The following is a 19,879-nucleotide window of genomic DNA, read 5'->3' on the forward strand; positions in this document are numbered from 1 at the left end:
TCAATGTGCCTGGGTGGTGGGTGGGTAGTAAAAGATGTCATAGACCCCGGTTTCTCCCTCCAGCCCGTTTTCATCGTAGGCCGAAAGGCGCACGTGGTAGAACGAGGCTTTGAGCCCAGTGAAGCTCATTTTCGGCGCACTGGAAAAGTTTTCCTGCTTGATGTCCATGAAGGCTTTGTCGGTAGCGACCTGTGCCCGGTATCGCTGGGCTCCGGGCAAAGGCCGCAGGTACAGGCTCCAGACCGGCGCATCACCTTTCTGGCCGTCCTGACCCACGAGCTTCGGTGCAGCAAGTAGCTCAACCGGTTTCAGGTCTCCCTGCTTCTTGAACAGCAGACCTTGCCGGGCACCGATTTTTACCTCCTGTTCCATCGGCTGGTTTTTTGCCTCGCGGCTGACGGCAACCTGCCCATCCAACACTTCGAGCACCGATTGCTCTGCGTCGTTACGCACCCGGAAATGCGTGCCGCGTACGCCCAACACCCCCACGGGGGTCACGATCTGAAAACGATCATGGTCGCTGGCACGCTTGATCACATACGCTTCCGCCTGGCCCTGTTCGAGTACAACCTGGGGAATCGACAGCTTGCGCTCCAGATGCAATCGAACCTGTGAACTTGCGGGCAACACCACGCGGGATCCGTCACCGAGCAACAGGCTGACGAACGCGGACGCCGAGGTCTTCACGCCTTCCTGTTCATCAATGGTCATGCCTTCCAGCAAAAGGCTCGCCTGGCCCTTGGTATCAATTTTCCAGGCTTCCCCGGTGAGATGCTGAACCACCGCCGGCAGGGGCTGGGGGCGGCACAGCATGTGATCATCAATGTAAGGCGTGCGCGTCTTGCCAACCGCCCCTGCAGAGCCTACAGCCATGATCAACAATGAGGGGAGGGCACGGCACAGGCGGTTCGAAGAAAGGATCATGGTGCTCATCAAGATTGGGTTCCAGAAGGTATCTGACACCAGCACGCAGGAGTGTACGGCAGCGCATGCGTCGGCTGATCCTTTTCCTTATGGGCGGGAGCCGGTATCTTTCCCACATCGGTATCAAGGACTTTCAATGGGTTAATCGCACATTGATGCCAGCGTACCGAGAGATCCAAGGGGTCGACGGATCTGAACACAATTCTTCAGATTCAGAGACCGGCATCTGCGCAGTACGTGCCCATCACTAACCCGGCTGACGGCTGCCGTATTTTTCAAGAAGAAAGGACCCACCCATGCGTGTCGCAATACTGGATGACGAACCCGCGGAACTGCGACGGGTGGAACAGACACTGCGACAAATCCCCAGCACCGCCGAACAACCCTGGACCCTGCACTGCTTCGAACGCGGTGAAGACCTGCTACGCCAATTGCGCCGGGAAACCTTCGACCTGTTGATACTCGATTGGCAATTGCCGGATATCAGCGGTATTGCTCTGTTGCGCTGGACCCGTGAACACATGGAGTCGCCGCCTGCGGTCATCATGCTGACCAGCCGCGATGCAGAGAGCGATATCGTCACTGCGCTGAACAGTGGTGCCGATGATTACGTCAGCAAGCCCTTCCGTCCCAATGAACTGAAGGCGAGGGTGACGGCGGTTCTACGTCGCCACGGCCTGCAGAAATCAGCCAACCATGAAGTGCAGAGCTTCAACGACCTGACCTTTGATGATGCGGAGTTGACCGTGACCCGGGCGGGAAAACCGATCAACCTCACCGAACGCGAGTACCGTCTGGCCAGTTGCTTGTTTGCCAACCTGGCCCGACCGCTTTCCCGAGAGTATCTCTATGAGCGATTTTGGACCCACGAAGAAATGGTGTCGTCGCGGCCGCTCGATACGCACATCTATCGACTGCGTAATAAGTTGGGACTGACCGCGGATAGGGGGTGGCAGCTGTTGACGATCTATGGGTACGGTTACCGATTGGAAAGTGTAGCGGTGCCCTCGCAACAGGGCTGAAAACCAGAATGTTCCACGTGGAGCATTCAGCAGACAGCCGATATTCACCCAATAAAAAAGGCCAACGCATAGCGTTGGCCTTTTGGGTTCAGCAGACTATCAGAATCAGAAGTCCAGGTTGGAGACCGCCAGGGCATTACTTTCAATGAAGTCACGACGAGGCTCCACCGCATCACCCATCAGGGTGTTGAAGATCTGGTCCGCGCCAATGGCGTCCTCGATGGTCACGCGCAGCATGCGACGCTGAGCAGGGTCCATGGTGGTTTCCCACAGCTGATCCGGGTTCATTTCACCCAGACCTTTGTAGCGCTGGATGGTATGGCGCTTGGTGCTTTCGGCCATCAGCCAGTCGAGGGCTTCCTTGAATTCCTTGACCTGCTTCTTGCGTTCGCCACGTTGAATATAAGCGCCGTCGTCCAACAGGGTGCTCAGTTGTGCGCCCAGCGTTACTACGGTCTTGTAGTCATTGCTGCCGAAGAAGTCGCGGTTGAATGTGACGTAGTTCGACAGGCCGTGGGAGATCAGTTCGACCTCCGGCAGCCATACGTTACGTTCACGGTCTTCACGCAGGCTGGCTTTGTACACCAGGCCGGACTTCTCGACAGTGCGCAGACGCACTTCGTACTGGGCCAGCCAATCCTGCATGTGCGCGTGGTCGCCCAGTTGCTCCAGGCTTACGGCTGGCAGGTAGATGAAGTGCTCGGTCAACTCCTGAGGGTAAAGGCGCGACAGACGCTTGAGGGTCTTCATCACCATGCGGAAGTCGTTAACCAGACGCTCCAACGCTTCACCGGAGATGCCCGGAGCCTCATCGTTCAAGTGCAGGCTGGCATCTTCCAGGGCCGACTGCGTCATGTACTCTTCCATGGCGTCGTCGTCTTTGATGTATTGCTCTTGCTTGCCTTTTTTGACTTTGTACAACGGCGGCTGGGCGATGTAGATGTAGCCACGCTCGATCAGCTCCGGCAACTGACGGAAGAAGAAGGTCAGCAGCAGGGTCCGGATGTGCGAACCGTCGACGTCAGCATCGGTCATGATGATGATGTTGTGGTAGCGCAGCTTGTCGATGTTGTACTCGTCGCGGCCGATACCGCAGCCCAACGCTGTGATCAAGGTGCCAACTTCCTGGGAAGAAATCATCTTGTCGAAGCGCGCCTTCTCGACGTTGAGGATCTTACCCTTCAACGGCAGGATGGCCTGGGTGCGACGGTTACGACCCTGCTTGGCGGAACCGCCAGCAGAGTCACCTTCCACCAGGTACAGTTCGGAGAGGGCAGGGTCCTTCTCCTGGCAGTCAGCCAGTTTGCCTGGCAGGCCAGCGATATCCAGCGCACCTTTACGACGGGTCATCTCACGTGCCTTACGCGCCGCTTCACGGGCACGTGCAGCGTCGATCATCTTGCCAACGACCAGCTTGGCTTCGTTCGGGTTCTCCAGCAGGAAGTCGGAGAAATACTTGCCCATTTCCTGTTCAACGGCAGTCTTCACTTCGGAAGACACCAGCTTGTCTTTGGTCTGGGAGCTGAACTTGGGATCCGGCACTTTCACCGAAATAATCGCGGTCAGGCCTTCACGCGCATCATCACCGGTGGTGGCGACTTTGTGCTTCTTGGCCAGGCCTTCGGCCTCGATATAGGTATTCAGGTTACGCGTCAGTGCGGAACGGAAACCCACCAGGTGAGTACCGCCGTCGCGCTGAGGAATGTTGTTGGTGAAGCACAACAGGTTCTCGTTGAAACTGTCGTTCCACTGAAGGGCGATTTCCACGCCAATGCCGTCTTCACGCTGGATGTTGAAGTGGAACACCTGGTTGACCGCAGTCTTGTTGGTGTTCAGGTATTCAACGAACGCACGCAAGCCGCCTTCGTACTTGAACAGCTCTTCCTTGCCGCTGCGCTCGTCCTTGAGGACGATACCCACGCCGGAGTTAAGGAACGACAGTTCACGAATCCGTTTGGCCAGGATGTCCCAGCTGAAGTGGATATTCTTGAAGGTTTCAGCCGATGGCTTGAAGTGGATCTGCGTACCGGTGGTTTCACTGTCGCCGACGATTTTCATCGGTTCTTGTGGAACACCGTGGACGTAGGTCTGTTCCCAGATCTTGCCGCTACGGCGCACGGTCAGGATCAGCTCTTCGGACAGTGCGTTCACTACCGAAACGCCCACACCGTGCAAACCACCGGAGACCTTATAGGAGTTGTCGTCGAACTTACCGCCGGCGTGGAGCACGGTCATGATGACCTCCGCCGCCGAGACGCCTTCTTCTTTGTGCACGTCTACTGGAATACCGCGACCGTTGTCACGCACGGTAATAGACTCATCCGGGTGGATGATGATGCTGATGTCGTCGCAGTGACCGGCCAAAGCTTCGTCGATGGAGTTGTCGACCACCTCGAACACCATGTGGTGCAGACCGCTACCGTCATCAGTGTCGCCAATGTACATACCGGGACGTTTGCGTACGGCATCCAAACCTTTCAGCACTTTAATGCTGGTCGAGTCGTACGTGTTTTCTTCGCTCATGCCTTCACTCCCGATGGTCGTGGGTCTGGGTGATACGGCCTTGTTCCACGTGGAACAAAGCGACTGGCGTTTCCGTCTGCCAGCCTTCCCTCAATAATTCGTGGTCTACACAAGTGATAAACACCTGGCAGCGTAATTCTTCCAACAAGCGGCATAGCGCGTGGCGGTGCTGCTCGTCGAGTTCCGACGGCAAGTCGTCCACCAGATAAATACACTGACCGCGCCGGGCTTGGCTCACCAAGTGGCCCTGGGCAATCCGCAGTGCGCACACCACCAACTTCTGCTGGCCACGGGACAAGATGTCCGCAGCATTGTGAGCGCCTAATCTAAGGCGCAAATCAGCCCGTTGTGGTCCGGCCTGGGTATGACCAATTTGCTGATCCCGCTGCAGGGACGTCGCGAGCACTGCGCTCAGCTCACGCTCTTTGTCCCAACCACGGTAGTAGCTCAGCGTCAGCCCTTCGAGGTCCAACAACTCACTCAAGGTCTGCTCAAAGACTGGTTTCAAGGCTTTGATATAGGCGCGGCGGTATTCATCTATTTCGTCGCTGGCCAGGCACAGTTCACGGTCCCAGGCCGCTTGCGAAGCGGCGTCAAGTGTACCATGCCGCAGCCATGAGTTCCGCTGCCGCAGGGCCTTCTGCAAGCGCTGCCACGTGGCCATGAAACGTGGTTCCACGTGGAACACTCCCCAATCGAGGAATTGCCTGCGGATTTTCGGGGCACCTTCCAACAAACGAAAACTGTCGGGGTTGATCAATTGCAGCGGCAGAATTTCCGCCAGCTGCGCGGCACTGCGAGCATTTTGCCCGTCAATGCGGATTTGGAACTCTCCACCGCGATCTCGGGATATGCCCAGGCTGCTGTGCCCGCCTTCAGCCAATTCGACCTGGCCAAACACCGTGCACGCCAATTGTTCGTACTGGATGACGGGTAACAGGCGAGCGCTGCGAAAGGAACGGGCAAGCCCCAACAGATGAATGGCTTCCAGCACGCTGGTTTTGCCACTGCCGTTGGCGCCGTGGAGGATATTGATGCGGGGAGAGGGGGAGAAGGTCACCGGGTGCAGATTGCGCACCGCGGTGACCGAGACGCGACTGAGGGACATCTAGCTTCTGCTGAGCATGGTTACAGGCGCATCGGCATGACAACGTAAGCCGAGTCATCGTTGTCGGATTCCTGCACCAGGGCGCTGCTGTTGGAGTCCGACAGAATCAGACGAACCTGTTCGGTGGTCATCACACCCAGTACGTCCAACAGATAGCTAACGTTGAAGCCGATTTCCAGTGAACCGCCGTTGTAGTCAACGCCCACTTCTTCTTCCGCTTCTTCCTGCTCCGGGTTGTTCGCCTGGATTTTCAACTGACCGTTGGCCAGTTGCAGACGGATACCACGGTACTTCTCGTTGGACAGGATCGCGGTACGGCTGAACGCTTCACGCAGCGCTTGGCGATCGCCCAGCACCAGCTTGTCGCCACCTTTAGGCAACACTCGCTCGTAATCCGGGAACTTGCCGTCAACCAGCTTGGAAGTGAAAGTGAATTCGCCGGTAGTCGCGCGGATATGGTGCTGCCCCAGCACGATGCTGACGTTGCCTTCCGGCTCTGTAAGCAGACGCGCCAGCTCAAGGATACCCTTGCGCGGCACGATCACCTGGTGACGATCCGGTTGGCCGATATCGGCACGCATCGAACACATCGCCAGACGGTGACCGTCGGTGGCCACCGCGCGGATAATACCTTCCGACACTTCCAACAGCATGCCATTGAGGTAGTAGCGTACATCCTGCTGGGCCATGGCGAAGCTGGTGCGCTCGATCAAGCGACGCAGCTTGCTCTGATCCAGGCTGCACGTCAGAGAACCCGGGCCTTCTTCAACCGTCGGGAAATCATTTGCCGGCAAGGTGGACAAGGTGAAGCGGCTGCGGCCGGCCTTGACGACCAACTTCGCTTCATCAACCTTGATGTCGATCAACGCATCGTTCGGCAGGCTTTTGCAGATGTCCATCAGCTTGCGCGCCGGCACGGTGATCTCGCCAGGCTCGGCGGGTTCTTCCAGCTGTACACGACCGACCAGCTCGACTTCCAGGTCGGTACCGGTCAGGGACAATTGCTGGCCTTCGACGACCAGCAATACGTTAGAGAGCACCGGCAAGGTCTGTCGGCGCTCGACGACGCCTGCGACCAGTTGCAGGGGTTTCAACAGGGCTTCGCGTTGAATGGTGAAATGCATGGTCTAGTCCCTTGCCTTAATAAGCTGCGCTGGTGTCATCAAGTAGTCAGTGTACGCAGCAGGTTCTTGTAGTCCTCGCGAATATCCGCGTCGGATTCCTTAAGTTCGTTGATCTTGCGGCACGCGTGCAAGACCGTGGTGTGGTCGCGTCCGCCAAACACATCACCGATTTCCGGCAGGCTGTGGTTGGTCAACTCCTTGGAGAGCGCCATGGCCACCTGACGGGGACGTGCAACCGAGCGCGAACGGCGCTTGGACAGCAGGTCGGAAATCTTGATCTTGTAGTACTCGGCCACGGTGCGCTGGATGTTATCCACACTCACCAGTTTGTCCTGCAGCGCCAACAAGTCTTTGAGGGATTCGCGAATCAACTCGATGGTGATATCGCGGCCCATGAAGTGTGAGTGCGCGATGACCCGCTTGAGTGCACCTTCGAGCTCACGCACGTTGGAGCGGATGCGTTGGGCGATAAAGAAGGCGGCATCGTGTGGCAGGTCGACTTTGGCCTGATCGGCCTTTTTCATCAGGATCGCGACGCGGGTTTCAAGCTCCGGCGGCTCTACCGCAACAGTCAGGCCCCAGCCGAAGCGCGACTTCAAGCGTTCTTCCAGGCCTTCGATTTCCTTCGGATAACGGTCGCTGGTCAAGATGACCTGCTGGCCACCTTCGAGCAGGGCGTTGAAGGTGTGGAAAAACTCTTCCTGGGAACGCTCTTTACGGGCAAAGAATTGAATGTCATCGATCAGCAACGCATCAACCGAGCGGTAGAACCGCTTGAACTCGTTGATCGCGTTGAGCTGCAGGGCCTTGACCATGTCTGCCACGAAACGCTCCGAATGCAGGTACACGACCTTGGCATTCGGGTTCTTCTTTAACAGGTGGTTACCCACAGCGTGCATCAAGTGAGTCTTACCCAAGCCAACGCCACCATAAAGGAAGAGCGGGTTGTAGCCATGCTTGGGGTTATCGGCGACCTGCCAGGCGGCTGCGCGAGCCAACTGGTTGGATTTACCTTCGACAAAGTTCTCGAAGGTGAACGTACGGTTCAGGTAGCTGGTGTGCTTGAGCGCGCCTTCGACCTGGACGGTGCGCTGTTCGGCGCGGACCGGGGCTTGCTGGGACGCGGCGCCTGCCATCGGGTCAAAGCTGTCGCGGGACGGCTCTTCATTTTCTGGCGCGCTTTTTCTCGCAGACGATTTGGATGATGCCGGTGCAGGAGCAGGCGCACTGGCGGCCGGTGCGGCGGCTGCCTGGGCTTGCGACGCCGCAGCAGCCAATGGCGCATTCGGCGCAGCGCGAGGTGCAGAGCTGCGTTTGCTGCCTATTAATAAGGAGAGCACGGGCGCGAGGCCGTTGCCATGTTCATCGAGCAATTCGAGAACGCGGCTCAGGTACTTCTCGTTGACCCAATCGAGAACAAAACGATTGGGTGCGTAGACACGCAACTCGTCGCCTTCGGCTTCGACCTGTAGCGGACGGATCCAGGTGTTGAATTGCTGGGCAGGCAGCTCATCGCGCAAAAGCTCCACGCACTGCTGCCAAAGTTCCACTGACACGGATATCCCCTAAGTTAAAAGCCGGTGAGGCAAAAACAGCCGCCATTGTAGCGGCGAGCCGTCCACTTATCCACATGTAGCTTGATCACAGGCCAGCCAAAATCAACGTCTTAACAGCAATAAAGGCGACCAATGGTCTGTGCATAAGCTCTGTGGATAAGCGGCCCTGAGATCGTTGCACAAGTAGGGGCGAAAGTCTGTGGGTAACCAGCCTGTGGATAACAGCCCATTCCACACACAGCTTATCCGACAGCGCAGCACAGGCAGAGCACCGTTTCTCCCCCGTGTTGTCATTCTCTGTACATCACGTGGTATATGACCTAAAGGCAGTTATCCACAGCTGAATGCCTGTCTAGCTTTTATAAGCTTTACAGAAAAGCTTTAAATAACTTCCTTCTTTATTTTTATATCTATCCCATGAGCACTGGAAGCCAAGCGGACAGAAAAGAGCCGATGGCCTGTGGAGATCTAATTAAAGGAAAAGCTGGTTGGAAATTGACCTAGAGGCTTGCTTTCACTAGAATCGCCGGTCTCTTAAAACGGGGGCCATTCCGGCCCGTTGTGGACGAACCAGGTAACAACGCCATGAAACGTACTTTCCAACCAAGCACCATCAAACGCGCCCGCACCCACGGCTTCCGTGCTCGCATGGCTACCAAGAACGGCCGTGCTGTCCTGTCGCGTCGTCGCGCCAAAGGTCGTGCGCGTCTGGCAGTTTGATAATCCGGTACTGGTGGTGAGTCAGGACTTCAGTCGGGAAAAGCGTCTGCTAACCCCCCGGCATTTCAAGGCAGTCTTTGACTCCCCCACCGGCAAGGTTCCGGGGAAAAATCTCCTGCTCCTTGCGCGTAACAACGATCTGGATCACCCCCGACTCGGGTTGGTGATCGGCAAGAAGAGCGTAAAGCTCTCCGTTGAGCGCAATCGCCTCAAGCGTCTGATGCGCGAATCGTTTCGCCTCCACCAGGACACTCTGGTTGGTTGGGATATTGTTATCGTCGCGCGCAAAGGCTTGGGGGATGTAGAAAACCCCGAATTGATTCAGCATTTCGGCAAGCTCTGGAAACGTTTGGCGCGTACCCACAAGCCAGCACCAGCAGTCAGCACCGAAACTGTAGGGGTAGACAGCCTTGATGCGTAAACTGGCCCTCGTTCCGATCCAGTTTTATCGCTATGCCATTAGTCCTCTGATGGCCAACCACTGTCGTTTCTACCCCAGTTGTTCCTGCTACGCGTTAGAGGCCATAGAAAACCATGGTCTTCTGCGCGGTGGCTGGCTGACCTTTCGTCGTTTAGGTCGCTGTCATCCGTGGAATCCCGGTGGTTATGACCCGGTTCCACCTATCCCTACCTCCCGTTCTTCTTCGATGGCCGAGTAATCATGGATATTAAACGCACGATCCTGATCGTCGCCCTGGCAATCGTGTCCTACGTCATGGTTCTTCAGTGGAACCAGGACTATGGCCAGGCTGCCCTGCCGACTCAGAATGTTGCTACCAACCAGGCTGCGCCGGCTATTCCGGACACCCCGCTGGGTAACAATGCGTCCGCGAGTGCCGATGTTCCCAGCGCGAATGGCGAGACAAGCGCCCCGTTAGAAACGCCAGTGGTCACCAACAAAGACCTCATCCACGTGAAAACGGATGTGCTCGACCTGGCTATCGACCCACAAGGTGGTGATATCGCGCAGTTGAAACTGCCGCTGTATCCACGTCGCCAAGACCATCCGGATGTTCCGTTCCAACTGTTCGATAACGGTGGTGAGCGTACTTATCTGGCGCAAAGCGGCCTGACCGGCACCAATGGTCCGGATGCACGTGCTACCGGTCGTCCGATTTACTCGACCGAGCAGAAGACTTATCAACTGGCTGATGGCCAGAACCAGTTGAACGTCGACCTGAAATTCAGCCTCGACGGCGTCAACTACATCAAGCGCTTCAGCTTCACCCGTGGTTTGTACGACTTGAAGGTCACTTACCTGATCGACAACGAAAGCGACAAACCATGGAGCGGCAACCTGTTTGCCCAGCTCAAGCGTGACGCCAGCTCCGATCCTTCTTCCAGCACTGCCACCGGCACCGCGACTTACCTGGGCGCCGCCCTGTGGACAAGTAGCGAACCGTACAAAAAAGTGTCGATGAAAGATATCGACAAGGGCTCGCTGAAAGAAACCGTGCAAGGCGGCTGGGTTGCCTGGCTGCAGCACTACTTCGTGACCGCCTGGATCCCGAACAAGGGTGAGGCCAACCTGGTTCAAACCCGCAAGGACAGCCAGGGTAACTACATCATTGGCTTCACTGGCCCGGCGTTGACCGTCGCACCCGGCGCCAAGGCTGAAACCAGCGCTATCCTGTACGCCGGCCCGAAAAGCCAGGCTGTGCTGAAAGAGTTGTCCCCAGGTCTTGAGCTGACTGTGGATTACGGCTTCCTGTGGTTCATCGCCCAGCCGATTTTCTGGTTGCTGCAACATATCCACAGCATTGTGGGTAACTGGGGCTTCTCGATCATCTTCCTGACCATGCTGATCAAGGGGATCTTCTTCCCGCTGTCGGCAGCCAGCTACAAGTCGATGGCGCGCATGCGTGCCGTGGCTCCGAAACTGGCGGCGCTGAAAGAACAACATGGCGATGACCGGCAGAAAATGTCGCAGGCCATGATGGAGCTGTACAAGAAAGAGAAGATCAACCCGCTGGGTGGATGCTTGCCGATTCTGGTGCAGATGCCGGTGTTCCTGTCGCTGTACTGGGTGCTTCTGGAAAGCGTGGAAATGCGCCAGGCGCCGTTCATCCTGTGGATAACCGACCTGTCGATCAAAGACCCGTTCTTTATCCTGCCGATCATCATGGGCGCGACGATGTTCATCCAGCAGCGCCTGAACCCGACTCCGCCGGATCCGATGCAGGCAAAAGTGATGAAAATGATGCCGATCATCTTCACCTTCTTCTTCCTGTGGTTCCCAGCTGGTCTGGTGCTGTACTGGGTGGTCAACAACGTGTTGTCTATCTCCCAACAGTGGTACATCACACGCAAGATCGAAGCGGCTACCGCAAAAGCCTCTGCGTAACTTACTCTGTGGATAACCACTCAAGACGCCCCCTAGTGGGGCGTTTTGCTTTCTGTCACTTTTGGTCTGGAACCTGTTGATGAGCGCTCCTCGTGAAACCATCGCTGCTGTCGCTACCGCTCAAGGTCGCGGCGGTGTCGGCATCGTTAGAATTTCCGGGCCGCTTGCGAGTGTGGCAGCCAAGGCCATGAGTGGCCGTGAGTTGAAGGCGCGTTATGCGCATTACGGCCCGTTCCTGGATGCTGACGGCAACGTGCTGGACGAGGGGTTAGCACTTTATTTCCCTGGGCCGAATTCATTCACCGGGGAAGACGTCCTGGAGTTGCAGGGACACGGCGGTCCGGTTGTGTTGGATATGTTGCTGCAACGCTGCCTGCAATTGGGCTGCCGCCTGGCACGTCCAGGGGAATTCAGCGAGCGGGCATTTTTGAATGACAAGCTGGATCTGGCCCAGGCCGAAGCAATTGCCGACCTGATTGAAGCCAGTTCTGCACAAGCGGCACGTAATGCATTGCGCTCCCTGCAGGGTGCGTTCTCCCTGCGTGTGCATAACTTGACCGAGCAGTTGATCAGCCTGCGTATCTACGTCGAGGCGGCGATTGATTTTCCGGAAGAAGAAATCGACTTTCTCGCCGATGGCCACGTACTGGCGATGCTGGATAAAGTTCGCGATGAGTTATCCACAGTGCTGCGTGAAGCCGGGCAGGGGGCTTTGCTGCGAGACGGCATGACCGTTGTGATCGCGGGGCGGCCCAATGCGGGAAAATCCAGCCTGCTCAATGCCCTGGCGGGGCGTGAAGCCGCCATCGTCACTGAGATTGCCGGCACCACACGGGACATCCTGCGCGAACATATCCACATCGACGGCATGCCGTTGCACGTTGTAGACACCGCCGGTTTGCGCGACACCGACGACCAGGTGGAAAAGATCGGTGTGGAACGCGCGCTCAAAGCCATCGGCGAAGCGGATCGGGTGCTGCTGGTGGTGGACGCAACGGCGCCCGAGGCTATGGATCCTTTCGCCCTGTGGCCGGAATTCCTCGAGCACCGGCCGGACCCGGCCAAGGTCACCTTGATTCGCAACAAGGCTGACTTGACGGGAGAGGACATTGCGCTGGAAACCAGCGCGGATGGCCACGTCACGATCAGCCTGAGTGCGAAGTCGGCCGGTGAAGGCCTGGAACTGCTGCGCGAGCACCTCAAAGCCTGTATGGGCTACGAGCAGACCTCGGAAAGCAGCTTCAGTGCGCGCCGTCGGCACCTGGAGGCGTTGCGCCATGCGAGCGCAGCATTGGAGCACGGTCGGGCGCAGTTGACCCTGGCGGGCGCCGGGGAGCTGCTGGCGGAAGATCTGCGTCAGGCGCAGCAGCTGTTAGGCGAAATCACCGGCGCGTTCAGCTCCGATGATTTGTTGGGGCGGATCTTTTCCAGCTTCTGCATCGGTAAATAACCGAGTTATCCACAGCGTCCTACCAATTGTAAGACACCGTACCGAGCAGGGTACGGCTGTCACCCCAATAGCAGCGGCCCGCATCGTTGCAACCAGATACATATTCCTTGTCGAACAGGTTCTTGGCGTTCACATCTACAGACCAGTGTTTGTCGATCTGATAGCCAACGGCTGCGTCCACTAAGGTGACGCTTCCTGCATCCAACTTTCCATACAGCGTGGGTGCGGTGTAGGAAAATGTACTGTCGAAATAACGCACGCCACCGCCCAGGGACAAGCCCTTGAGTTGGCCATCGAAGAAGCGGTACTTGCCCCACACTGAGGCCTGGTTACGCGGAACCCCGGTCATCTGGTGGCCCTCGACCAACGACGTCGCCGAATCCTTGGTAATTCTCGCGTCAGTGTAGGTATAGGCTGCGGTGACATTCAGGTTGGGCGTGAGATTGCTGTTGACCTCTACCTCAGCGCCCTTGGCCCGGCTTTCGCCTACCTGGCGATAGCTATTGGTGGTGGCATCAAGGTAAGTGTCGTCTTCCTTGCGCAAGTCATACACCGACACCGTCATTGCCGTATCCCAGCCGATCGGCTCGTACTTCACGCCCACTTCGTACTGGCTGCTGGTGATCGGTTTCAAGGGCGAGCCGGCGTTGGAGATCTGCTGCACGGGGACAAAGGCAGTGGAGTAGCTGACATACGGCGTCAGGCCGTTGTCGAACTGGTACATCACCCCGCCCTGATAGGTGAACTTGCGGTCTTCGGACCCGGTATTGCCGGCCTTGTTCACCTTGTCACGGAAATCGCTGTCGACCCAGTCCTGACGGCCGCCGAGCAGGAACAGCCAGTGATCGTATTTGCTCTGGATCTGTGCATAAACGCCTTTCATCTGCTGCTCGAGCAGGGTGTTTTGCACCGCCACCGGCGTCAACGGGTCACGCAGGTACACCGGGTTATACACATTGATGGTGCCGGCAAACCCCGCATCCCAATCCTGATTGAACGAGGTGCGGTCATAACTGGCGCCAAACAGCACCGTGTTTTCCAGGCCACCGACCTGGAATTTGCCTTCCAGCTGGTTATCCATCGAATAGACCATCGACTTGTTGTAGCGGTCATAGGCGGTCATGTTCAGTTGAGTGCCAAAGCCGCGGTTATTCAGGGCACTGGGCCAGGTTTCATGGCGGTTGATGCGTGACTGCATGTAGCGCGAGTTCTGACGGAACTGCCAGTCATCGTTGAAGCTGTGGCTGAACTCGTAACCGGTACTCCAGGTTTCGCGTTCGAACGTATTCCAATCCGGGTCGCCGAGCATGGTGTGCTTGGAGAGCTTGCCATTGGGATTTGTAAGCAAGGTGCCGGCAGCCGGTAGGCCGAGTTCCAGATTAGTGTGGTCTTTCTGGTAATTGGCCAACAGGGTGAGGGTGTTGTAGTCGTCGAAATTCAGGGTCAGTGATGGCGCGATGTACAGGCGATCGTCTGGCACATGGTCGGTCTGCGTATCGGATTTGCGACCGAGCATCACAACCCGGCCGAGGATATTGCCGCTGTCATTGAGCGGCCCAGAGATATCCACACCCAACTGACGCCGATTATTGGAGCCATAACCCAACTGCACTTCACCTTGTGGCGTAGCAGTAGGGTGTTTGCTCACCAGATTCACCAGACCGCCAGGCGCATTTTCACCGTAGAGCAGGGAAGAGGGGCCGCGGAAGATTTCGACCCGCTCCAGGCCATAGGGCTCACTGGTGGTGTCGTACCGATTACCTTGTACGCGCAGGCCATCTCGCAGCAGGCCGTAGCCGTAATCCGTGGCATTGAAACCGCGAATGAAGAACAGATCGCCCGCCAGCCCATCACCTGCGGCAAAGGGCGGTGCAAAGATACCGGGCACGTAACCCAACACTTCGGTCAGGGTTTGCGACTTCTGGTCCTTGATACGCTGGCCGGTGACGACCGATACCGAACGTGGTGTTTCCGACAGCGGCGTACTGGTCTTTGTACCGACCCTGCTGTTCTGCGCCTTGTAGCCCACATCCCCAGCAATCTCCTGATTGAAACCGCCCTGTTGATAAGTGCTGACTGTGGTGGGCGCGAGGGTGAGTTCGCCGGTGGAAGCGGCCTGCAGGACATAACTGCCAGGCGCCTGGACTACCGCCTGTAAACCGGAGTTTTGCAGCAGCAGCGCAAAACCTTGGTCCACGGAGTAGTCACCTTCCAAGCCTGCTGTGTTTAAACGTGTGGTTTGTTGAGGTGAAAAAGACAGGATCACATTCGCCTTGGCGGCAAATTGGCTCAAGGCGTTATCCAGGGGGCCGGCCGCAATAACGTAGTGTTGCACCGCGCTGGCGGCCTGGGCGCCCGTGGATAACAACACACTGACAGTGGTGGCCGTGCCGAGCAGCAGGCTGCATGTCATACCGTGGTAGGAAAGTCGCTGGCGGAGCTTGGTGGGAACGCGCATAGGTGAGTAAGCCCTGAAGGTGGCATCGTGATTACCTGTAGGGCCGTGTCAGGTAAAACAAAGATAACCCCGCGTGCAGATATTTTTTCGATCAACCGATTCGCTTCACCGAAACCCAATAGCGAGTGAAGTATTTCACCTGAATCGGCAGGGTGGCCTGCAGATTGGCCAGCACTGCGTCGGTGGAATCCAGGCGAAAGGTCCCGGAAACACGCAGATGTGCCGAGGCCAGGTCGCATTGCAGGACACCTGGACGATAGCGGGCGAGCTCTTCGATAACATCACCGAGGCGTGCATCCAATACAATCAGTTGGCCATCGACCCAGGCGGCCTGGGATGTGCGGTAAACGGTGTCTGGCTGCACTTTTTGGCGATCGAAGTCTGCGCTTTCGCCGGCACTGAGCAGCCGGGCCTGGAGGGGCTGGTCACCAGGCGACACATTCACCCGATCCTCCAGAACGCCAACGCGGGTTGAGTCCTGCAACTGGCGTACGGTAAACCGAGTACCCAATGCCTGGACGCGGCCTTGGCGGGTTTCGACATAAAAGGGCGTCTGCACACCCAGCTTGCCGGTGTGAATAAGTACTTCACCTTCGCGCAAGCGGATCAAACGCTGGCGCTCATCAAATAGCACATCAATCGCCGTGCCGGTATTCAGGTCAATCCGCGTGCCGTCGGCCAATTCAATACGCCGGCGTTCACCTACGACCGTGCGGTAATCGGCCCACAGATTACCCAGGGGCGTGTGTTGCTGAACATTCCACCCCAGGTACCCGGTGCCGCCCAGCACCAACATCCACTTGAGTACCTGGCGACGTTGCTGTGTGGCCGACAATGCGCGGCGGGTGAAATCCGGAGGCAGGGCGCCGAGACTGCGCTGCAACTGTTCCATCTGATTCCATGCGGCCTGATGGGAGGGATCGCCGTTGAGCCATTGTTGCCAGGCTTGGCGCTCGTCGGCGGTAGGCGTCTGGGATTGAAACTGTACGTACCAACTGGCAGCAGCCTCAAAGGTTTTGCGATCGGGCGCCGCCATTACAGGCTGGCCATGATCAGTGAGCATTCAGTCAATACACGGATCATGTGCTTCTTCACCGTGGTCAGTGAAACCTGAAGCTGATCGGCAATCTGTTGATAAGTCAGCCCCTCGACCTGGGACAGCATGAATATCCGCCGTGCTCGCTCGCCGAGTGCAGACAAGGCTTTATCCACAGCCACCAACGTCTCGATGATGATGGCTTTGTCTTCTTCACTGATGGTTATGGCTTCAGGCCGTTCGGCCAGGGTTTGTTTGTAGGCCTGTTCGATGGCGTGTCGACGGTAACGATCAATCACAAGGCCCCTGGCGATGGTCGCCAGGTAGTCACGTGGTTCAACGATCTGTGCCGCATGCCGCCCGCCCAGAATGCGCACGAACGTATCGTGCGCCACATCGGCCGCATCACAGGCGTTATGTAGCTTCCCTTTGAGCCACCCGCGCAGCCAGGAGTGGTGCTGCTCATAAATGTGCTGGACCGCAGCCGTGTGTGAAGAAGAGGACATAGGGCATGACAAGATAGGTTAATGATAATCGCTATTATTAACTGCCCCGCCGTTTTCTCACAACAGATCTCTTTTTGCTGTGCTCACCACCGAGTGAAAGGTTTCGGTTGGCGTTGTGGCGGACTGAATACAGACAGATTTGCCGATTTCTGTGGATTAAGCTCTGTGAATAACCGTCCCTGTGCCCAGTTGATAACAGGCCCTGAAACCTGAGTAAAAAGGCCTCTGTGGATAACCGTCTGTTTAATCCACAGGCTTAAAGGACTTATCCAAGGGCCTCATTGGCACATGACCACAGACTTTTTAATCTCTGTACACGCCGTAAATAAAGGCCTGTGTAGATCTATCCACAGAAAGTATGCTCAGTAGAAATAAACATAAAAACAAAAATTTAATAAATTTCTCTCTTTTAATTTCTATTGTCTGTGATTCATCCACAGCTGGTTAAATTTTGTGCAAAGGGTTCTTTAGGAAGGGCTAAGTCCCTATACTTGCCGCCAAAGCTCTAAAACTCTTTCAACAATCAATTCCTGATTACCTACATAAGCAGGCACGAGGTGCGTGGTGGATTTCCCTTCCCGTTTTGAAGTGATCGTCATCGGCGGCGGTCATGCCGGTACCGAGGCAGCACTGGCGTCAGCACGAATGGGCGTAAAAACCCTGTTGTTGACGCATAACGTGGAAACTCTCGGCGCCATGAGTTGCAACCCCGCCATCGGTGGGATCGGTAAAAGCCATCTGGTCAAGGAAATCGACGCCCTTGGCGGCGTGATGGCCATGGCTACCGATAAAGGTGGCATCCAATTTCGCGTGCTCAACAGCCGCAAAGGCCCGGCCGTAAGGGCTACCCGGGCTCAGGCAGACCGCATCCTGTACAAGGCTGCAGTCCGCGAAACCCTGGAAAACCAGCCGAACCTGTGGATATTTCAACAAGCAGCAGATGACCTGATCGTCGAACAGGACCAGGTGCGCGGAGTTGTCACCCAAATGGGTCTGCGTTTCTTCGCAGAATCCGTGGTGTTGACCACTGGTACATTCCTCGGCGGACTTATCCACATTGGCATGCAGAACTATTCCGGTGGCCGTGCCGGTGATCCACCGTCGATTGCCCTGGCAAAGCGTCTGCGTGAACTGCCGCTGCGTGTCGGTCGGCTGAAAACCGGGACCCCGCCGCGTATTGACGGGCGTTCCGTAGATTTCTCGGTGATGACCGAGCAAGCAGGCGATACACCGATCCCGGTCATGTCGTTCATGGGCTCCAAGGAACAGCATCCGAAACAGGTGAGCTGCTGGATCACCCACACCAATGCGCGCACCCACGAAATCATTGCCGCGAACCTCGACCGTTCGCCGATGTACTCCGGGGTGATCGAAGGCATCGGCCCGCGTTATTGCCCGTCGATCGAAGACAAGATCCACCGCTTTGCCGACAAGGAAAGCCACCAGGTTTTTATCGAGCCCGAAGGCTTGACCACTCATGAGCTGTACCCGAACGGTATCTCCACTTCCCTGCCGTTTGACGTGCAAATTCAGATCGTGCAATCAATTCGCGGCATGGAAAACGCGCACATCGTGCGTCCGGGCTACGCCATCGAGTACGACTACTTCGACCCGCGTGACCTCAAGTACAGCCTGGAAACCAAAGTGATCGGCGGTTTGTTCTTTGCCGGGCAAATCAACGGCACCACCGGTTACGAAGAAGCAGGTGCCCAAGGTTTGCTGGCCGGAACCAATGCTGCACTGCGCGCGCAGGGCAAAGACAGCTGGTGCCCGCGTCGCGATGAGGCGTACATCGGTGTGTTGGTCGACGACCTGATTACCCTGGGTACCCAGGAACCGTACCGGATGTTCACATCCCGGGCGGAATACCGCTTGATCCTGCGCGAAGACAACGCCGATCTGCGTCTGACCGAGAAAGGTCGCGAACTGGGCCTGGTCGACGACGCACGGTGGGCTGCCTTCTGCAAAAAACGCGAAAGCATCGCGTTGGAAGAACAGCGGCTGAAAAGCACTTGGGTCCGCCCGGGCACCGAACAGGGCGATGCGATTGCCGAAAAATTCGGTACGCCGTTGACCCACGAATACAACTTGCTCAACCTGCTGTCGCGTCCGGAAATCGACTACGCTGGTCTGGTCGAAGTGACCGGGCAGGGTGCAGAAGACCCACAGGTCGCCGAGCAGGTCGAAATCAAGACCAAATACGCCGGTTACATTGACCGCCAGCAGGATGAAATCGCCCGCCTGCGCGCCAGTGAAGACACCAAGCTGCCTGTGGATATCGACTACACCGGGATTTCCGGGCTGTCGAAAGAAATCCAAAGCAAGCTGGGGATAACTCGGCCAGAGACCCTGGGCCAGGCTTCACGTATCCCCGGCGTAACCCCGGCAGCGATTTCGCTGTTGATGATTCATTTGAAAAAACGCGGCGCGGGCCGTCAGTTGGAGCAAAGCGCTTGAGTTCGTTGGTCACCTCGCAACACGCCGAAGAGTTATCCACAGGTGCGCGCCAGTTGGGCGTCGACCTGACCCCGGCCCAGCACGAATTGCTGTTGGGCTACCTGGCCCTGTTGATCAAATGGAACAAGGCTTACAACCTGACCGCGGTGCGTGATCCCGACGAAATGGTGTCCCGTCACTTGCTCGACAGCTTGAGCGTGATGCCATTCATCGAAAACGGTCGCTGGCTCGACGTCGGCAGTGGGGGCGGCATGCCAGGCATCCCACTGGCCATTCTGTTTCCCGGGTCGCAAGTGACCTGCCTGGACAGCAACGGCAAGAAGACCCGCTTCCTGACCCAGGTCAAACTCGAACTCAAGCTGGATAACCTGCAAGTTATCCACAGTCGCGTCGAAGCCTTCACGCCTGAACAGCCATTCAACGGAATCGTTTCCCGGGCGTTCAGCAGCATGGAGAACTTCAGCAACTGGACCCGCCATCTGGGCGACCGCGACACCCGCTGGCTGGCAATGAAGGGCGTCCATCCAAGCGATGAGCTGTTAGCATTGCCGGCAGACTTCCACCTCGATAGCGAACACGCCTTGGCCGTACCCGGTTGCCAAGGCCAACGCCATCTGCTGATACTGCGCCGCACGGCATGATTGGGAACAC

Annotated in this window: 16 protein-coding genes; 8 read left to right on the forward strand and 8 right to left on the reverse strand. The window is 57.0% G+C overall.

What is annotated here, in order from left to right; all coding sequences use genetic code 11:
- On the reverse strand, positions 1 to 933 hold the full coding sequence (locus BMX59_RS04500; RefSeq protein WP_093120209.1) for a FecR family protein: 933 nt from the start codon (positions 931 to 933) through the stop codon (positions 1 to 3).
- A gap of 287 nt (positions 934 to 1,220) precedes the next feature.
- On the opposite strand from BMX59_RS04500, the gene BMX59_RS04505 reads away from it, so the two are divergent.
- On the forward strand, positions 1,221 to 1,946 hold the full coding sequence (locus tag BMX59_RS04505) for a response regulator transcription factor (RefSeq protein ID WP_071490891.1): 726 nt from the start codon (positions 1,221 to 1,223) through the stop codon (positions 1,944 to 1,946).
- A 105-nt stretch (positions 1,947 to 2,051) separates the two neighbouring features.
- Here BMX59_RS04505 and gyrB read toward each other — a convergent pair whose 3' ends face one another.
- Genes gyrB through dnaA form a run of 4 tightly spaced genes read right to left on the reverse strand, consistent with a single transcriptional unit; the run spans position 2,052 to position 8,257 of the window.
- A complete protein-coding gene (gene gyrB, locus BMX59_RS04510) occupies positions 2,052 to 4,469 on the reverse strand; it encodes a DNA topoisomerase (ATP-hydrolyzing) subunit B (RefSeq protein ID WP_025854386.1) in 2,418 nt (805 codons plus the stop codon).
- Positions 4,470 to 4,473: 4 nt separating this feature from the next.
- Positions 4,474 to 5,577, reverse strand: a complete 1,104-nt coding sequence (gene recF / locus BMX59_RS04515; protein WP_058424369.1) for a DNA replication/repair protein RecF — start codon at positions 5,575 to 5,577, stop codon at positions 4,474 to 4,476.
- A gap of 20 nt (positions 5,578 to 5,597) precedes the next feature.
- Positions 5,598 to 6,701, reverse strand: a complete 1,104-nt coding sequence (dnaN, locus tag BMX59_RS04520; protein ID WP_058424368.1) for a DNA polymerase III subunit beta — start codon at positions 6,699 to 6,701, stop codon at positions 5,598 to 5,600.
- A gap of 38 nt (positions 6,702 to 6,739) precedes the next feature.
- Entirely contained in the window at positions 6,740 to 8,257 is a 1,518-nt protein-coding gene (dnaA, locus tag BMX59_RS04525; RefSeq protein ID WP_092241502.1) for a chromosomal replication initiator protein DnaA, read from the reverse strand.
- A gap of 585 nt (positions 8,258 to 8,842) precedes the next feature.
- On the opposite strand from dnaA, the gene rpmH reads away from it, so the two are divergent.
- From rpmH to mnmE, 5 genes are all read left to right on the forward strand, one after another.
- Complete coding sequence (gene rpmH / locus BMX59_RS04530; protein ID WP_003213577.1) at positions 8,843 to 8,977, forward strand: 50S ribosomal protein L34; 135 nt, start codon at positions 8,843 to 8,845, stop codon at positions 8,975 to 8,977.
- 13 nt (positions 8,978 to 8,990) lie between these two features.
- Positions 8,991 to 9,398: a ribonuclease P protein component gene (rnpA, locus tag BMX59_RS04535; RefSeq protein WP_020302575.1), complete on the forward strand. Its 408-nt coding sequence runs from the start codon at positions 8,991 to 8,993 to the stop codon at positions 9,396 to 9,398.
- Entirely contained in the window at positions 9,391 to 9,636 is a 246-nt protein-coding gene (gene yidD, locus BMX59_RS04540; RefSeq protein ID WP_003213574.1) for a membrane protein insertion efficiency factor YidD, read from the forward strand. Before rnpA ends, yidD begins: the two co-directional genes overlap by 8 nt.
- A 2-nt stretch (positions 9,637 to 9,638) precedes the next feature.
- Positions 9,639 to 11,321 (forward strand): membrane protein insertase YidC, encoded by a 1,683-nt coding sequence (gene yidC / locus BMX59_RS04545; protein WP_071490889.1) that lies wholly within the window; start codon positions 9,639 to 9,641, stop codon positions 11,319 to 11,321.
- A 79-nt stretch (positions 11,322 to 11,400) separates the two neighbouring features.
- A complete protein-coding gene (mnmE, locus tag BMX59_RS04550; RefSeq protein WP_093120213.1) occupies positions 11,401 to 12,771 on the forward strand; it encodes a tRNA uridine-5-carboxymethylaminomethyl(34) synthesis GTPase MnmE in 1,371 nt (456 codons plus the stop codon).
- A gap of 19 nt (positions 12,772 to 12,790) precedes the next feature.
- On the opposite strand, the gene BMX59_RS04555 is transcribed toward mnmE, so the two are convergent.
- From BMX59_RS04555 to BMX59_RS04565, 3 genes are all read right to left on the reverse strand, one after another.
- The gene (locus tag BMX59_RS04555) at positions 12,791 to 15,229 is read right to left on the reverse strand and encodes a TonB-dependent siderophore receptor (RefSeq protein ID WP_093120215.1); all 2,439 of its coding nucleotides are present in this window, start codon (positions 15,227 to 15,229) and stop codon (positions 12,791 to 12,793) included.
- Between the two features lie 91 nt (positions 15,230 to 15,320).
- Positions 15,321 to 16,265, reverse strand: a complete 945-nt coding sequence (locus tag BMX59_RS04560; RefSeq protein ID WP_092241510.1) for a FecR domain-containing protein — start codon at positions 16,263 to 16,265, stop codon at positions 15,321 to 15,323.
- Positions 16,265 to 16,771 (reverse strand): sigma-70 family RNA polymerase sigma factor, encoded by a 507-nt coding sequence (locus tag BMX59_RS04565; protein WP_092241513.1) that lies wholly within the window; start codon positions 16,769 to 16,771, stop codon positions 16,265 to 16,267. The genes BMX59_RS04560 and BMX59_RS04565 overlap by 1 nt, the downstream gene beginning before the upstream one ends.
- Before the next feature lie 564 nt (positions 16,772 to 17,335).
- Between BMX59_RS04565 and mnmG the strand changes: the two genes are divergently transcribed.
- On the forward strand, positions 17,336 to 19,228 hold the full coding sequence (mnmG, locus tag BMX59_RS04570; RefSeq protein WP_025854394.1) for a tRNA uridine-5-carboxymethylaminomethyl(34) synthesis enzyme MnmG: 1,893 nt from the start codon (positions 17,336 to 17,338) through the stop codon (positions 19,226 to 19,228).
- Positions 19,225 to 19,869: a 16S rRNA (guanine(527)-N(7))-methyltransferase RsmG gene (rsmG, locus tag BMX59_RS04575; RefSeq protein ID WP_092241515.1), complete on the forward strand. Its 645-nt coding sequence runs from the start codon at positions 19,225 to 19,227 to the stop codon at positions 19,867 to 19,869. Before mnmG ends, rsmG begins: the two co-directional genes overlap by 4 nt.
- Positions 19,870 to 19,879 lie beyond the last annotated feature (10 nt).

It is taken from the genome of Pseudomonas sp. NFR09 (assembly GCF_900111535.1).
Classification (GTDB): Bacteria; Pseudomonadota; Gammaproteobacteria; order Pseudomonadales; family Pseudomonadaceae; genus Aquipseudomonas; species Aquipseudomonas extremorientalis.

What these genes read in the sequence shown, in the direction of transcription:
- BMX59_RS04500 (WP_093120209.1), bottom strand. Translation starts at nt 933, where the DNA reads ATGAGCACCATGATCCTTTCTTCGAACCGCCTGTGCCGTGCCCTCCCC.
- BMX59_RS04505 (WP_071490891.1), top strand. Translation starts at nt 1,221, where the DNA reads ATGCGTGTCGCAATACTGGATGACGAACCCGCGGAACTGCGACGGGTG.
- gyrB (WP_025854386.1), bottom strand. Translation starts at nt 4,469, where the DNA reads ATGAGCGAAGAAAACACGTACGACTCGACCAGCATTAAAGTGCTGAAA.
- recF (WP_058424369.1), bottom strand. Translation starts at nt 5,577, where the DNA reads ATGTCCCTCAGTCGCGTCTCGGTCACCGCGGTGCGCAATCTGCACCCG.
- dnaN (WP_058424368.1), bottom strand. Translation starts at nt 6,701, where the DNA reads ATGCATTTCACCATTCAACGCGAAGCCCTGTTGAAACCCCTGCAACTG.
- rpmH (WP_003213577.1), top strand. Translation starts at nt 8,843, where the DNA reads ATGAAACGTACTTTCCAACCAAGCACCATCAAACGCGCCCGCACCCAC.
- yidD (WP_003213574.1), top strand. Translation starts at nt 9,391, where the DNA reads ATGCGTAAACTGGCCCTCGTTCCGATCCAGTTTTATCGCTATGCCATT.
- yidC (WP_071490889.1), top strand. Translation starts at nt 9,639, where the DNA reads ATGGATATTAAACGCACGATCCTGATCGTCGCCCTGGCAATCGTGTCC.
- mnmE (WP_093120213.1), top strand. Translation starts at nt 11,401, where the DNA reads ATGAGCGCTCCTCGTGAAACCATCGCTGCTGTCGCTACCGCTCAAGGT.
- BMX59_RS04555 (WP_093120215.1), bottom strand. Translation starts at nt 15,229, where the DNA reads ATGCGCGTTCCCACCAAGCTCCGCCAGCGACTTTCCTACCACGGTATG.
- BMX59_RS04560 (WP_092241510.1), bottom strand. Translation starts at nt 16,265, where the DNA reads ATGGCGGCGCCCGATCGCAAAACCTTTGAGGCTGCTGCCAGTTGGTAC.
- BMX59_RS04565 (WP_092241513.1), bottom strand. Translation starts at nt 16,771, where the DNA reads ATGTCCTCTTCTTCACACACGGCTGCGGTCCAGCACATTTATGAGCAG.